The organism is Paenirhizobium selenitireducens ATCC BAA-1503, from assembly GCF_900492185.1.
Lineage (GTDB): Bacteria > Pseudomonadota > Alphaproteobacteria > Rhizobiales > Rhizobiaceae > Allorhizobium > Allorhizobium selenitireducens_A.
In genome coordinates this window covers 173,607-188,455 of record NZ_UEYP01000007.1, presented here as the reverse complement: position 1 = coordinate 188,455, position 14,849 = coordinate 173,607, and the positions used below count along the sequence as shown (strand labels likewise).

General features: G+C 65.1%; 15 protein-coding genes. 13 read left to right on the top strand and 2 right to left on the bottom strand.

Translation table 11 applies throughout. From position 1 onward, the window contains the following. Window positions 1–63 precede the first annotated feature (63 nt). On the top strand, window positions 64–1,206 hold the full coding sequence (locus tag RHIZ70P_RS14685) for an AI-2E family transporter (RefSeq protein ID WP_115671202.1): 1,143 nt from the start codon (window positions 64–66) through the stop codon (window positions 1,204–1,206). Window positions 1,207–1,350: 144 nt separating this feature from the next. After that, the gene (locus RHIZ70P_RS14680; RefSeq protein ID WP_115671201.1) at window positions 1,351–2,637 is read left to right on the top strand and encodes an NAD(P)/FAD-dependent oxidoreductase; all 1,287 of its coding nucleotides are present in this window, start codon (window positions 1,351–1,353) and stop codon (window positions 2,635–2,637) included. A gap of 86 nt (window positions 2,638–2,723) precedes the next feature. Here the strand turns inward: RHIZ70P_RS14680 and RHIZ70P_RS14675 are convergent, their stop codons facing one another. Then, window positions 2,724–4,667 carry a putative bifunctional diguanylate cyclase/phosphodiesterase gene (locus tag RHIZ70P_RS14675; protein WP_181904034.1) on the bottom strand — a complete coding sequence of 648 codons (1,944 nt, stop codon included), beginning with the start codon at window positions 4,665–4,667 and terminating at the stop codon, window positions 2,724–2,726. Between the two features lie 427 nt (window positions 4,668–5,094). On the opposite strand from RHIZ70P_RS14675, the gene RHIZ70P_RS14670 reads away from it, so the two are divergent. The 6 genes from RHIZ70P_RS14670 (at window position 5,095) to RHIZ70P_RS14645 (ending at window position 10,994) form a co-directional block, all read left to right on the top strand. After that, window positions 5,095–6,174: an ABC transporter substrate-binding protein gene (locus RHIZ70P_RS14670; protein WP_115671199.1), complete on the top strand. Its 1,080-nt coding sequence runs from the start codon at window positions 5,095–5,097 to the stop codon at window positions 6,172–6,174. Next, complete coding sequence (locus RHIZ70P_RS14665) at window positions 6,174–7,226, top strand: FecCD family ABC transporter permease (RefSeq protein ID WP_115671198.1); 1,053 nt, start codon at window positions 6,174–6,176, stop codon at window positions 7,224–7,226. The genes RHIZ70P_RS14670 and RHIZ70P_RS14665 overlap by 1 nt, the downstream gene beginning before the upstream one ends. Next, window positions 7,223–7,981: an ABC transporter ATP-binding protein gene (locus tag RHIZ70P_RS14660; protein ID WP_115671197.1), complete on the top strand. Its 759-nt coding sequence runs from the start codon at window positions 7,223–7,225 to the stop codon at window positions 7,979–7,981. Before RHIZ70P_RS14665 ends, RHIZ70P_RS14660 begins: the two co-directional genes overlap by 4 nt. Further along, window positions 7,978–9,288 (top strand): hypothetical protein, encoded by a 1,311-nt coding sequence (locus tag RHIZ70P_RS23160; RefSeq protein WP_115671196.1) that lies wholly within the window; start codon window positions 7,978–7,980, stop codon window positions 9,286–9,288. The genes RHIZ70P_RS14660 and RHIZ70P_RS23160 overlap by 4 nt, the downstream gene beginning before the upstream one ends. Next, window positions 9,281–9,790, top strand: coding sequence for a hypothetical protein (locus RHIZ70P_RS14650; protein WP_115671226.1), 510 nt, complete (start codon window positions 9,281–9,283; stop codon window positions 9,788–9,790). The genes RHIZ70P_RS23160 and RHIZ70P_RS14650 overlap by 8 nt, the downstream gene beginning before the upstream one ends. 355 nt (window positions 9,791–10,145) lie before the next feature. Continuing rightward, window positions 10,146–10,994 (top strand): metallophosphoesterase, encoded by an 849-nt coding sequence (locus tag RHIZ70P_RS14645; protein ID WP_115671225.1) that lies wholly within the window; start codon window positions 10,146–10,148, stop codon window positions 10,992–10,994. Between the two features lie 97 nt (window positions 10,995–11,091). Here RHIZ70P_RS14645 and RHIZ70P_RS14640 read toward each other — a convergent pair whose 3' ends face one another. Continuing rightward, window positions 11,092–11,793, bottom strand: a complete 702-nt coding sequence (locus tag RHIZ70P_RS14640; RefSeq protein WP_115671195.1) for a helix-turn-helix transcriptional regulator — start codon at window positions 11,791–11,793, stop codon at window positions 11,092–11,094. 128 nt (window positions 11,794–11,921) lie between these two features. Here RHIZ70P_RS14640 and RHIZ70P_RS14635 point away from each other — a divergent pair, with 128 nt between their 5' ends. The 5 genes from RHIZ70P_RS14635 (at window position 11,922) to RHIZ70P_RS14615 (ending at window position 14,816) form a co-directional block, all read left to right on the top strand. Next, window positions 11,922–12,557, top strand: a complete 636-nt coding sequence (locus RHIZ70P_RS14635; RefSeq protein WP_115671194.1) for a LysE family translocator — start codon at window positions 11,922–11,924, stop codon at window positions 12,555–12,557. A 168-nt stretch (window positions 12,558–12,725) separates the two neighbouring features. Further along, complete coding sequence (locus tag RHIZ70P_RS14630) at window positions 12,726–13,169, top strand: c-type cytochrome (protein ID WP_115671193.1); 444 nt, start codon at window positions 12,726–12,728, stop codon at window positions 13,167–13,169. A 103-nt stretch (window positions 13,170–13,272) separates the two neighbouring features. Then, window positions 13,273–14,190: a c-type cytochrome gene (locus tag RHIZ70P_RS14625; protein ID WP_115671192.1), complete on the top strand. Its 918-nt coding sequence runs from the start codon at window positions 13,273–13,275 to the stop codon at window positions 14,188–14,190. Then, a complete protein-coding gene (locus RHIZ70P_RS14620; RefSeq protein WP_235842236.1) occupies window positions 14,191–14,481 on the top strand; it encodes a type II toxin-antitoxin system HicA family toxin in 291 nt (96 codons plus the stop codon). After that, complete coding sequence (locus RHIZ70P_RS14615) at window positions 14,478–14,816, top strand: type II toxin-antitoxin system HicB family antitoxin (RefSeq protein ID WP_115671190.1); 339 nt, start codon at window positions 14,478–14,480, stop codon at window positions 14,814–14,816. The genes RHIZ70P_RS14620 and RHIZ70P_RS14615 overlap by 4 nt, the downstream gene beginning before the upstream one ends. The last annotated feature ends 33 nt before the right edge of the window (window positions 14,817–14,849 follow it).

The window sequence follows — 14,849 nt, the reverse complement described above, 5'->3', positions numbered from 1 at the left end:
TCCCCCGATGGAACACTCTGCCCCGTGCCGCGTTGTGGGGCAGTTGTATCGGGGGTTTTCGAAATGAATGACAGGGCGAACCGGTCGGGCACGGGCCGCGAGGCGATGGAGCATGCGGCCTGGACGGCCGAGCGGGCGCGTCGCAAGGCGACCCACCGGGTCAAGGTGCGCAAGACTGCGCTCGACCTGGCGCTGATCTGGTCGGTCATCGGTATCTTCTCGATCATGTCGGTGGCCGTCGTCTATCTGGCGTCCAGCGTGCTGATGCCGATTACGCTTGCCATCGTCGTCGGGCTGATCCTGGGGGTCGCCGCCGATCGGCTCGGCGCCCTCGGCATTCCGCCGATGGCGACCGCCATCATTCTCACCTCGCTGTTTGCCCTCCTGCTGTTCTTCATCGTCAACACGCTGGCCGCCCCGCTCGCCGAACTGGCCGGCGAGGCGCCGGCGATGATCGAGCGGGCCATCGAACGCATGCTGCCCTATCTCGAGCGCTATGAATTTCTGAACGTCACCGCCACCACGTTCCGTTCCGGGCCGCTCACCTCCGACGCGCTGATCGAGAACATGGGCACCGTGCTCTCGACGCTGGCGACCCGCGTGACGCCGGCGCTGGTTCAGGGGCTGATCTTCTTCGGCGCGCTGGTCTTCTTCCTCGGCAGCCGGCTGGCGCTGCGCCGCGCCCTGATCATCGCCTTCAACGATCGCGCCCGCCGTCTTTCGGCCATCCGCATCCTCAACTCCATAGAGCAGGCCCTGGGCTATTATTTCGCCACCGCGACCCTGCTCTATGCCGTCGCCGGCGTGGTGATGACGCTGATCGCCTGGATCGGCGGGCTGCCCATGCCGGCGCTGTGGGGCCTGTTCGCCTTCCTGTCGAGCTTCGTGCCCTATCTCGGCATCGCCCTGATGACGATTTCGCTGGCGGTCGCCGGCTTCCTCGCCCATGATGGTTTGCTGGTGGCGCTCGCGCCGGCATTGGCCTTCTTCACCGTGCATGCGATCATGGAAAACCTCGTGACGCCCGCCGTCATGGGGCGCCGGCTCGAGATCAACCCCTTCATGGTCTTCGTCGCCATCGTCTTCTGGACCTGGATGTGGGGGGCGATCGGCGCGGTGCTGGCCGTGCCGCTGTCGCTGATCGCCATGACCATCGCCTCCGAAATGCTGCCGCAGACCCGGGTCCAGCCCAAGCTGCCGGGCTGAGGCCCGGCGGGCGCTCCTCCCCTATTTCGCGCCTGTGGGACGTAGGATAATAAATTTTCCGGACTTGACGTAAATCAAATTACACCTACGAAGCTTCGTATATACTGCTTCTCATATATTTTACAGCAAATGGGAGGTTGCTTCATGGCGCATGTCGTCGTTCTCGGTGCCGGTCTCGGTGGCACCATCCTGGCCTATGAATTGAGAGACAACCTGTCGCAAGGCGACCGGATCAGCATCATCAACAAGGGCTCGAAATATTCCTTTGTCCCGTCCAATCCGTGGGTCGCCGTCGGCTGGCGCGACCGGGAGAGCATCGAGGTCGATCTGGAGCCGGCCTGCAAGAAGCGCAATATCGGTCTCTACCCGCAGGGCGCCAAGCGCCTGCATGCCGCCGACAGCCGCGTCGAACTGACCGACGGTTCGTTCATCGACTATGATTACCTGGTGATCGCCACCGGCCCGGAACTCGCCTTCGACGAGATCCCCGGCTTCGGGCCCGAGGCCAATACCCACTCGGTCTGCCATATCGACCATGCGCTCGACGCCAAGGCCAACTTCGAAAAGCTGGTCGCCAAGCCGGGTCCGGTGGTGATCGGCGCGGTGCAGGGCGCGTCGTGCTACGGCCCGGCCTATGAATTCGCCTTCATCCTGGAAAAGGCGCTGCGCGACGCCAAGGTGCGCGACCAGGTGCCGATGACCTTCGTCACCTCCGAACCCTATATCGGCCATCTCGGCCTCGACGGCGTGGGCGACACCAAGGGGCTCCTGGAAAGCGCGATGCGCGCCAAGCACATCAAGTGGATCTGCAATGCCAAGGTGCAGAAGTTCGAGGCCGACAAGGTGACCGTCGAGGAGGTCAACGAGGACGGATCGACCAAGACCATCCACGAAGTGCCTTCCACCTACACGATGATGCTGCCGGCCTTTCGCGGCGTCGAGGCGGTGCGCGACATCGAGGGTCTGACCAATCCGCGCGGCTTCATCCTGGTCGACAAGCACCAGCGCAACGGCAAGTATCCGAACATCTTCGCCGTCGGCGTCTGCATCGCCATTGCCCCGACCGGCAAGACGCCGGTGCCGGTGGGCGTGCCGAAGACCGGCTTCATGATCGAAAGCATGGTGACCGCGACCGCCAAGAACATCGCCCGGTTGGTCAGGGGTGAAAATCCCAATGCCCAGGGCACCTGGAATGCGGTGTGCCTGGCCGACTTCGGCGACGGGGGGATCGCTTTCGTCGCCCAGCCGCAGATCCCGCCGCGCAATGTCAACTGGTCGTCCGAGGGCAAGTGGGTGCATGCCGCCAAGATCGGCTTCGAGAAATATTTCCTGCACAAGATCAGGAGCGGCACGGCCGAGCCGTTCTACGAGAAACTCGCGCTGCAGGTGCTCGGCATCGACAAGCTGAAGGCCGTCAAGTTCGACGACTGACTGGCGTGTGCATCCACCTCTCCCCGCCGGGGGACGGTGGATGCACAAACTGGATGCCGATCTGCGGACGCGGTCCGACGACCGGTTCAGAAGGCGCGCCGGCTTTCGGTCGATGCCTGGCCGGCGATCCGCTCGCCCGCCTCCACAGCGCCCATCGGCTTGCCGAACAGATAGCCCTGCACATAGCGAATGCCGGCCGACTGCACGGTGCGCAATTCCTCTTGCGACTCCACCCCCTCCGCCAGGCATTCGAGGCCGAGATTGGCCGACAGATCGGCGATCGCCCGCAGCAGGGTGCGACCGATGGCGTCGTCCTCGGCCAGCCGGGTGAGGAAGCAGCGATCGGTCTTGATCCGATGCAGCGGGAAACGGTGGATATAGGCAAAACTCGAATAGCCCGAACCGAAATCGTCGAGCGCGATGCGACAGCCCCTGGCGGCGAGCACGCCGAGCGAATCCCGCGCCCGCTCGAAATCGGTCATCACCGCCGTTTCGGTGATCTCGAAGACCAGCCGCTCGGGATCGATGCCGCTGTCGTCGACGATGCGGGCAATATTGCCGATCGAACGGCTGGACACGAGATCGATCACCGAAAGGTTGAAGGAAAGCGAGATTTCCTTCGGCCAGGCCGCCGCCGCGGCAAGCGCCTTTTCCAGAAGGACGCCCGTGACGCGCTCCATCATCCCGGTGCGCTCGGCCGCGGCGATCAGCAGGTCGGGACTGACCTTGCCGAGCGCGGCACTTTCCCAGCGGGCCAAGGCTTCGAAGCCCGAGATCCGCTGGCGCATCAGGTCGAATTGCGGCTGGAAGGCCAGCGAGAGTTCCTTGACCAGATCGCAGGAGCGCAAGGCCTGCTCGATGCGGCCGAGATCGCTCATCTCCGCCTCATGGCATTCGGAGAAGACCACCACGTCGCCCCGGGTCTGGCGCTTGGCCCGATAGAGCGCATGGTCGGCCCGCTCGTAGATCTGCCGCACCGTCTGGCCGTTTTCCGGGTAGCGGGCAAAGCCGACCGAGGCGGAAATCGATATGTCCACGCCGGAAACGACGAAGGGCCGCCGCAGCGTCTCGCAGATCGCCGAACCGAGACGGATGAGACCATCTTCTGACAACGGACGGCCGATGGCGAGCGCGAACTCGTCGCCGCCGAGCCGGGCGACCAGATGGTCGGGCGGACAGGTCTGGCGGATGCGGCGGCCGACCTCGACCAGAAGATCGTCGCCGACGGCATGGCCATAGAGGTCGTTGACCGGCTTGAAGCCGTCGAGATCGATGATGCCGACCTGCAGGCCGGCACTCGGCGCCGTATCGTCGCCGATCAGTTGTTCCAGGGTGGCGAAGAAGTTGCGGCGGTTCGGCAGGCCGGTCAACGCGTCGAAATCCGCCTGACGTTCGGCGCGTTCGCGCAGCCGCTCCGCCAGCAGCCGGGAGCGCACCGCCTTGGTGATCGCCCCACGCATCAGGACCGCAAGGCCGATGGCGCTGAAGGCGCCGGCGAGGCTGACGAAGGAAAAGTAGAAGAAGGGATCCCTGCCGAGGAGATAGGCGAGCGCCAGCATGGTGGCCAGCGTGATCACGCTGACGCCCGCCACCACACGATTGCTGATGCCGACCGTCGAGGCGAGCATCATCAGCAGCAGGAAATAGATCAGGTTCGACGGGTGGAAATCGACATAGAGCAAGGCGCAGGTGTTGAGATAGATCAGCAACAGCACGCCCGCGCCGATCACTTCCAGCCGGGCAAAGCTCGCCTCCTCAAGCCGCAGCGACCGGCGAAGATAGAGCGCGATTGCCGCCGTCGACGCCGACAGGGAAAATAGCAGGGCGGCATCGGCGGGTGAGCGCAGCAGGAGATGCGGGATGCCGATAAACAGATAGAAGAGGAAGACGGGAACCAGGAAGGCGCGGATGATCGGCTGAAACGCCCGCGCCATCTCGTCGCGGATAGCCCCGGGCGACAGCGCCACGGTTTCGCAATCCGAACAGGACACGGTTTGCTGCGAGCGTCGACCGGAGGGCATGAGGACCATGGGCGTTCCAGAGAGTCTGAGAATCGAAAGCACCGTGTCTGGACCAGCCCTCATGCCACGCGGGACCACAACCGGGTCCATTCAGACAGGCGAGATATAACATTCATGCGTTAAGGGATCATAAACGGATCGCAGGAAGCTCCATTTCGGTTCCCCATGCGAATCGGGCGGCAGCGACTGAACCCTTGAGGGCGGGTCGACTTCCCACCGGTCGAACCGGCCATGTCGCCGGCCGCCCATCGTTCAATTCGCATATACGAAAATAATGGCAAAGCCTTTAGGAGCGATGAATGGCGGCCGCGGACGCCGCGAATACCCGCAAATTCACAGGGGTGGCTTCCCGCTCATATCTTGACAACAATATTCATGTTTGCAAATTGGGCGCGTTGAATATGACTTAACTACTCCACTTTGCGAAAGGCCTCCGATGCCCGCTCATCGTCTCCCCCTCAGCCTGGCGACCGTTCTCGGCCTTGCCGGCGCAGCACTCGCCGATCCGATCACCCTGACCGACCAGGCGGGCCGCACCGTCACGCTGCCGAAGGCGGCCGAGCGCATCGCCTCGATCCCGATCCCGATGGCCTCGACCATCATCGCCATGGACGGAGGCACCGGCAAGCTGGTCGGCATGAACCCGACCGCCAAGTCGGCGATCGTCGAGGGCGTGCTCGGCAAGATCTTCCCGGAAGCCAAGGACATTCCCTCCGACATCACCGCGCCGAACTTCATCCCGAACGTCGAGGAACTGGCGGCGACCAATCCGGAACTGGTGATCCAGTGGGCCGATTACGGCGCCGATCTCGTCGACCCGATCAGCAATGCCGGGCTCAACGTCGCGCTCATTTCTTACGGCACGGAGGAGAAGACCCGCTATTACCACGAGATGGTCGCAACCGCGATGGGCAAGCCGGAGCGGGCCGCCGCGATCAACGGCTGGCGCGACACGGTCGCCAAGGAGATGGCGGAGAAGGCCAAGGCCATTGCGCCCGACAAGCGCCCGAAGGTGCTCTATCTCGGCCGCGCCATGGAAAACCTCACCGCCTCCGGCAACAAGGGCAACTACAATGCCTGGTATATCGACCTCGTCGGCGGGGTGAATGCCTCGGCCTCCGTCGAGGGCAATGGCACGACGATCAGCCCCGAGCAGATTGCCGAATGGAACCCCGACGTCATCCTGCTCAACAGCTTCGAGGCCAAGCTCGGCATCGACCGGATCTACAGTGATCCGATCCTGTCGCTGACCAAGGCCGCGCAGGAGAAAAAGGTCTACAAGTTGCCGCTCGGCGGCTATCGCTGGGACCCGCCGAGCCAGGAGAGCCCGCTGACCTGGATGTGGCTCGCCAATCTCCTGCATCCGGACGTCTTCCATTACGACCTCAGGGCCGAGATGAAAAAGGCCTATAAGGCGCTCTACAATTACGACCTCGGCGATGACGACATCGACGGCATCCTGTGGACGCAGATGCAGGGCGACGCCACCAACTACGCCCAGTTCAAGGCCAAGTGATGAGCGCGGTCGTGGCGGAACCGGTCCGACGCGGCGTCTCGGTGATGCGGATCGGCGTGTTCGGCGCCCTCCTCATCGCCCTCGTGGCCGCGATGCTGTTTGCCATCGGTGCCGGCCGCTATTCCGTCAGCGTGCCGCGCATCATCGACATCCTGGTGGCCGGGGCGATGAACCCCGGCCTCGCTCCGGCCCAGATGGACGAGCGCATCGTGCTTCTGGTGCGCCTGCCGCGCGTGCTGCTCGCGGCGCTTTCCGGAGCGGCGCTCGCCGTCGGCGGGGCGGCCCTCCAGGGCGTGTTCCGCAATCCGCTGGTCTCGCCGCAGGTGCTCGGCATCAGCCAGGGGGCTGCCTTCGGGGGCGCGATGGCGCTGCTGTTCGGCTATTCCGGCGTGGTACTTTTAGGGCTTGCCTTCGTTTTCGGGCTGTCGGCGCTGATCCTCGTCGGCGCGCTTGCCCGCATCAACGGGCGCACCGAGGTGATCACTGTCATTTTGTCGGGCATGGTGATCGGCGCGCTGTTCGGGGCGCTGGTGTCGATCATCCAGTTCATCGCCGACCCCAATACCTCGCTGCCCGCCATCGTCTACTGGCTGATGGGCTCGTTTGCCACCGCCACCTGGGCGAGGCTCTGGCTCGCCGTTCCGGGCATGGCGATTGGGCTCATCATCGTCTTTGCGCTGCGCTACCGGCTGAACCTCCTCGCGCTCGAAGACAGCGAGGCACGGTCGCTCGGCGTCAATCCCGACCGCGAACGCTGGTACATCTTCATCGCCATCTCGCTGATGACCGGAACCTCGGTCGCGGTGGCCGGCATCGTCGGCTGGATCGGGCTCGTCGTGCCGCATGCGGCGCGCATTCTCGTCGGCGAGGACCACCGCGCGCTAATCCCCGCCTCGGCGATCATCGGCGCGGCCTATCTCACCTTCATCGACACGCTGTCGCGCACGCTGACCTCGGCCGAGATCCCGCTCGGCGTGCTGACCGCGCTGATCGGCGCGCCGGTCTTCGCCGTGCTCTTGCGCAAGCATTTCAAGGAGGCAAACCGCCCGTGATCGGCCTCGACAAGGCATCCGTCGCCTTCGGATCCCGCACGCTGTTCAAGGACATCAGCTTTTCCGTGCCGGTCGGCCGCTCGATGGCGATCCTCGGCCCGAACGGCCGCGGCAAGACGACGCTTCTGCGCGCGCTGCTCGGCTTCCAGCCGCTCGCCTCGGGCAAGCGCCATGCGCCCAAGGTCGCCGGCTATGTGCCGCAGCATGGCGCCTCGCAGGCCAGGCTTTCCGACCTCGACGTCGTCGTCATGGGCCGCGCCGTGCAGCTCGGCCTCTTCGGCCAGCCGTCTGCCGCCGACCGCGAGGCGGCCGAAGCTGCATTGGTGCAGGTCGGCGCCTGCTCGCTCGCCAATCTCCGCTACGACCGCATGTCGGGCGGGCAGCGGCAGATGGTGCTGATCGCCCGGGCGCTCGCCACCGGCTCGCCGGTGCTGGTGTTCGACGAGCCGACCTCGGCGCTCGACCTCGGCAACCAGGCAAAGACGCTGGAACTGCTGGATACGCTGAGGCTCCGGCGCCACTTCGCCATCATCTTCACCACCCACGACCCCAACCACGCGCTGGCGGCCGCCGACGACGTTCTGCTGATGATGCCCGGCGGCGGCGAGATCCACGGCCCGGTTTCGCAGATGATCGCGCCGGACAAGCTCTCCGAGCTCTACGGCGTGCCGATGCGCTGGGTGGAGGTCAACGGTCCCACGGGCGAGACACGCCGGGCAATCCTGCCCGCTTTTTCCGGAACAGAGGCAGCATGAGCACGATCTATCTGAAATCCGCCCATGGCAAACCGTCGCCGGGCATCGTCGAGGCCGTCCAGCGCGGCGGGGCCGTCATCGTCGAGCAGAGCGACCTGACAGCGGAGATCCTCGCCGCCCACCACGGCCTGATCACTGGCCAGCAGCTCGACCAGGATGCGATGCTCAGGCTCAAGCCGGCGCTCGCGGCCTTTCTCGACCGCGGCGGGCGGTGGTTCTTCAACGGTCACATGGTGCGCCCGCTCGTCGACGGCATGGGGCAGTACCGGCCGATCGCCGAACCGAAGCGGGCCGATTTCGACCTCTCTGCGGTCAATCCGCACCCGATCCATGACGGCATCGACCTGAAGAAGCTGGAGACCAACAAGGGCGTCGCCGGCTTCTACGGCCGCGGCTGCAACCCGCTGCCCGACGGCGCCGTCGCCGTCAACGGGCTGGGCGCTTCCAAGGTGCCGGTCGACTGGGTCTGGGCGCGGCCGAAGGGCGGGCGGATCTTCTCGCATTCCGGCAACGACCTCGCCGGCATGGGGCTGGAATGGGGCCTGGCGCCGGAGCTTTCCGCCCGCATCCTCGCCTGGACAAACGGGGGGCCGTGCCTCGACCCGTGGCCGGGAAACCCGGCCAGGCCGGCCGAAGTGCTGCCGCTTTCGGAGCCGGAAACCTATCGCGGGCTTCGCACCTCGAGCCGCAGTGGCCGGCGCATCGTCGCACCCTCGTCGGGCACCTATTACCATATCCGCAGCCTCGAAGGGCCGCGCTATACCGAGGCCTTCGACGTGATCTGCACGCCGGAACAGCTCGGCGACGTGCTGCGGCCGGACGACATTCTCTGGGTGCCGTGCCGCACGCCGGCGCAGCGCATGATCGCGCAGAAGGACGTCGTCGCCCGCCATCTCGAGACCGGCGGCACGGTCGTCGCGCTCGGCGAGAGCCGGTCCGATCTCTGGCTGCCGGCCGTCGACTTCACCGAGACGGAAACGAACTGGTGGTGGTGGCTCGATCCGTCGGCCGATCTCGGCGTCAGGGTGAGCGAGGCCGCCGCCGCCCATCCGCTGATGGCGGGCATCGGCGACAGGCAAGCGACCTGGCACCTGCACGGCTGGTTCGTGCCGCCGGAGGGCGCCACGGTTCTCGCCCGCGACGGCGAAGGCCGGCCGATCTTCTACGAGGACAAGGTCTCGACGCCAGGCACCATGATCCTCTCCTCCCTCGATCCGATGTTCCACCACGGCTCGCATTTCATGCCGGCGACGACGCGCTTCCTCAACCGGTTCGTTCCCAACCTGAAGGCCTATGCCCATGTCTAACGAGATCACCGTCCTCGACAACGGACACCCGATCAGCTTCACCTTCGACAGCATCAACGCCTATCACGGCGGCGGTTTCCCGGGCGGCGTGGCGCATGCGCTGAAAGCCATGCAGGCGGCATTTCCCCTCCTCTCCGCCACGCCGCTGGAGCGGCGTGAGGTGAAGATCGTCACCGCCTTTTCCGGCCCCGGCGGCCGCGACGCACTGGAAATGGTCACCCGCGCGCTGACCGACGGGCGGCTCACCATCGACAAGTCGATCGGCGGGATCCATGTGATCAACGACCCGCCGGGCCCTTACGTCTTCCGCTTCGGCTATCGCGACAAGACGGTCGAGGCGGTGATCAAGCCCGGTCACGTGCGCGAGGAATTCGTCACCCTCGGCGCCAAGGCCGACAAGACCCCGGAGGAAGTGGCCCGTCACGAAGAGCTGAAGGCCGAAATGGCCAACCGTCTGCTGCCGCTCGCCGGGGGCGAGGTCTATGCGGTGAGGGTGATCTGAGCGAACTCTCCTGCCCGCTCGCGTTGGAGATCGTCCGTCCGTCTAGCTCCGGTGGCATTGCCCCTCACCCTGACCCTCTCCCCGTTTTGACGGGGAGAGGTGACGGCCACGGCGGTGCTGCTCGTCCCTTCTCCCCGTTTACGGGGAGAAGGTGCCGGCAGGCGGATGAGGGGCAATTGCGCCAGGCTATCCGCCTGCCTTCCCCCCCTCATCTGCGAAATCTGAGGTTTAGCCTGCGGCTAAGCCCTCGATTTCGCTTCTTCTCCCACCGTGGGAGAAGTGCGTTCCATCCCCTGTCACACGACTGTCATGCCCCGCGCCTATGTCCGGCCATCCCTTTCATGACGTGGCGCAAATGCTCCCCCAACAGTCCTCCCCCCTCCTCCGCTTCGGCCTGATCGCCGATCCGCAATATGCGCCGATCGCGCCAAATGACCGGCTCGACCGCCACTATGCGCAGAGTCTCGGCAAGCTCGAGGCGGCGATTGCGTGCTTCAATGGCGAGCCGCTCGATTTCGTCGTGACGCTCGGCGACGTGATCGACCGGGACTGGGAGAATTTCGACCGGGTCCTGCCGCTTTACGAGACCCTGCGGCACACGCATCACATCCTGCCGGGCAATCACGATTTTGCCGTCGCCGCCGACAGGCTGGCGGAGGTGCACGCCCGGCTCGGCATGCCGGCGCCCTACCATGATTTCCTGGTCAACGGCGTGCGGCTGATCCTGACCGACGGCAACGAGGTTTCCTTGTTCGCTCCCCCGCTCGACGATCCGCGCCGGGTCGAGGCGGCCGAACGGCTCGCCGCGCTGACGGCGGCGGGAGCTGCCAATGCGCAGATGTGGAATGCCGGCATGAGCGCTACGCAGGTCGCGTGGCTCGGCGAGCGGCTGAGACAAGCGGAAGCGGCCGGCGAGCGGGCGATCGTGTTCGGGCACTATCCGCTCCACCCGGCGAGCGACCACAATCTGTGGGGCGCGGAAGAAATCTCCGCGCTGATCGCCGCATCGCCGGCCGCCATCGGCTATTTCTGCGGCCACAACCACGCCGGCAATTACGGCCTGCTGAACGGCACCCATTTCGTCAACATCAAGGGCATGGTCGATACCTTCGACGAGAACGCCTTTGCGATTGTCGCCGTCCATGCCGATCGCATCGAGATCACCGGCTTCGGCCGCGAGGAAAGCCGCGTTCTCGCCCTTTAGGCTGCCTGGCGACCCCGGCTTCGCGAAAGACGTCTTCGAGTGTCAAGGTGACCACAAGCCCTTGTCAGAGCAGACCTGACCACTATCCGGGCCATGCCTAGGCAGGTGCGGCGACGGTGCTGCCCGTCCAGCCGGCGGTCCACAAGTCACGCAGGCGATTGCCCTCGCCAGGGAAAAACGCCTCGAGCGGCTGGCAATCCTCGACCCGGTCGGCGCGAAAATTGCGGATCGCCTCACGCAATTCGCACCAGGCGACGATGACGGCGGTGGCCGAATAGTAGACGAGCGCCAGCGGCCGCACCGTGCGTTCCGTCGCATTGCCCCATTCGTCGCGATAGTCGAGGACCAGTTTGCGCTCGTCGCGGATGGCGGCGCGCACCATGGCGAGATCGACCCCTTCCGGCGCGGGCGCAACGGAGCCCCAGGCCTGCAAGGCATTGCCTTGCAGCACCTGGCGCAGCGGCTCCGGCACGGCTGCGGCGATCTTGGCGTTGACCCGCCGGGCCGCCTGTTTCAGCGCGGTATCCGCCGTGCGCTCCAGAAGCGCCAGGCCGAGCACGATCGCCTCGGTCTCCTCCACCGAAAACATCAGCGGCGGCAGGTCGAAGCCGGGACGCAGGATATAGCCCAGCCCCCGCTCGCCCTCGATCGGCACGCGCATGGCCTGCAGCGCTGCAATGTCGCGATAAATCGACCGCGGCGTCACCTCGAGCTGTTCGGCGATCTCGGCCGCCGTGACGACGCGGCGGGACAGCCTGAGGATCTGGATGATTTCGAAGAGCCGCGACGCCTTTCGCATGTTTGCCTCCCGCCGGAAACGCTACTGACACAAGCATGTCAGTTGGCCCCGCTTATGGAAAGGCGAAACAGGCTGAATTTCCGCCGGAAATTGCGCAACTGCCTTTCACGACGACGGAGGATACTGACATGAGCTATGCCGACAATCTCTGGCTCTTCCTAGTGCTGATCGCCGGCATCATCATCGTTCCCGGCATGGACATGCTCTATGTCCTGGTGAGCTCGCTTTCGGGCGGACGACGCGCCGGGCTGGTCGCCACCTCCGGCATGATGACGGGCGGCGTGGTGCACACGCTCTACGGGACGCTCGGCACCGGGCTGCTGCTGGCCCTTGCACCAAAACTGTTCACCCCGATCCTGATCGCCGGCGCGCTCTACATGACCTGGATCGGCTGGACACTGGTGAAGAGCGCGATCACCGTCGACGCAGTCGAGCGGGCCGACCGGGGCGCCCTGTGGCAGACCTTTCGCCGGGCGGTGGCCACCTGCCTGCTCAATCCCAAGGCCTATCTCTTCGTCATTGCCGTCTATCCGCAGTTCCTCAAGCCCGTCTATGGGCCGATCTGGCTGCAGGGGCTGGTGCTGGGATTGATGACCATCGTCACGCAGGCGCTGGTCTATGGCGGCGTGGCGCTGGCCGCCGACCGGGCGCGGGCGACACTGACGGGCAATCCGACGGCGACGATCTGGGTCGGGCGGGCGGCGGGCGGGCTTTTGATCGCGGCAGCGACGCTCACGCTGTGGCACGGGCTCGCCACAGGCTGAGGCTTCCGGGCCACGCGGCAATTCGTGATATTTATCAATTCATTGGACGGCGGCGGCAACTTCACCGGAATGTGACTTCATTCCTGTCGTACAATTTTGCAAACATGCCGGGGCGTATTTCCGCAATCCAAGCGCCGGTCCGCCGGCCCGCCAAACTGGAGAAACCCGATGAAGCTCAAACTTGTCCTGGCTGCCGCGCTCGTCACCGGACTGGGCCTGACCGCGGCGACCGCCGCCGACGAGCCGCAGGTCGTGCGTCAGGAGATGATGAAGAAGGTCGGCGGCGCGATGGGCGCCATCGGCGCGATCGTCAAGGGTGAAAAGCCGTTCGACGCGGAGGTCGTCAAGGCTTCGCTGACCACCATGGCGGAGGTGTCGAAGGATTTTCCCAACCATTTCCCCGCCGGCTCCGAGACCGGCTTTGAAACCGAGGCCACGGCGAAGATCTGGGAAAACCCCGATGACTTCAAGGCCAAGTCGGCGGAACTGACCAAGGTGGCCGAAGCCCAGCTCGCCGCCATGCCGACCGACCAGGCAAGCACCGGCGCCGTGATGAAGGCCGTCGGCGCGACCTGCTCGAGCTGTCACGAGACCTACCGCGTGAAGAAGTAAGGCGGATCGTCCCTTCCCCGGCCGGGCGCCGGCTTGCTGGCCGGCAAGTCGGCGCCCGGCCTGTTGTTCCGCATGAACGCACGAGACAGGATCGGAGGCCGTCATGGCATCGAAATGGCTGAAGAGGCTCGGCGCGCTTCTGGCGCTCGGCGTGGTCGGCGGGGCTGGCTTCCTGTTCGTCACGGCGCCTGAGCGCCAGGACCCGTCCGTCTGGGCCGATCTCGGCGAACCCGACCTCGACAACGGTCGGCGCATCTTCTTTGCCGGCGGCTGCACGAGCTGCCATGCGGCGGCGAAATCCGAGGGCGAGGCAAGGCTCGTGCTGTCCGGCGGCGCGCCGCTCAAGAGCCCCTTCGGCACGTTCCATGCGCCCAATATTTCCTCATCCCCGACCGCCGGCATCGGCGCGTGGACGCTTTCCGAATTCGGCGATGCGATGACGCGCGGGGTGGGCCGCGAGGGGGAACACCTCTATCCGTCCTTCCCCTACGGCTCCTATGCCCGCATGGCGCCCAAGGACATTAACGATCTCTACGGCTTCATGAAGACGCTGCCGGCGAGCGAGGCGGTGGCGCCCGAACATGAACTGCCCTTCCCGTTCAACATCCGGCTTTCCCTCGGCGGCTGGAAATTCCTCTATTTCACCGACGCGCCCCGTGTCGAACTCGCCAATGCCGACGAACCGGTGAAGCTCGGCCAGTATCTGGTCGAGGGCCCCGGCCATTGCGGCGAGTGCCACACGCCGCGCGATATGCTCGGCGGCTTCAAGAGCGGCCAGTGGCTGGCCGGCGGCCCGAACCCGGAAGGCGAAGGCACGATCCCCAATATCACCCCCGGCTCCAAGGGCGTCGGCTCCTGGTCGGCCGGCGACATTGCCAGCTATCTCGAAACCGGTTTTACCCCCGACTTCGACAGCGTCGGCGGCTCGATGGTCGAGGTGCAGAAGAACATGGCGGAGCTTACCGCCTCCGACCGCGAGGCGATCGCTGCCTATCTGAAGGCCGTGCCTGCGGTGAAGTGATTGCAAAAACTGCTAGCATGCCCTATGATTTCATCAATGAACAATCGGCAGAAGAAGACGCTGCTTGCGATTTTCACCGATCCGGTTCCAGGTTCGATCGCCTGGGCGGACGTTGAAAGCCTGCTGATTGCCGTGGGTTGCGTCGTGATCGAAGGCAATGGTTCGCGCGTCCGTTTCGAGATGGACGGGCGCCTGGCCTTCTTTCATCGCCCACACCCCGAAAAGGAAGCGAAGCGCTACCAGATCCGCGACGCGCGCCGCTTTCTCGATGACCTGGGAGTGAAGCCATGAACGTGATGACCTACAAAGGTTTTTCGGCACGGATCGCATTCGATGCCGAGGACGAAATCTTCTTCGGCAATATCGCCGGCATAGCCGATGTCGTCGGATTTCACGGGGAAAGCGTCGATGAACTCAAGCAGGCCTTTCACGAGGCCGTGGACGACTATATCGAGACATGCCACAAACTGGGGCGCGAGCCGCACAAATCCTATTCCGGCAAGATGATGTTTCGCGTCGACCCCGATGTGCATGCGCGCGCCGCAAAGGCGGCCGAGCTTTCCGGCAAGAGCCTCAACCAATGGGCCGAGGAAGTGCTCGGCAAGGCCGCCGAGCAAACGGCTTAGTCATCCGAAGAGCTGAAGCGCGCCCCCGCCCCT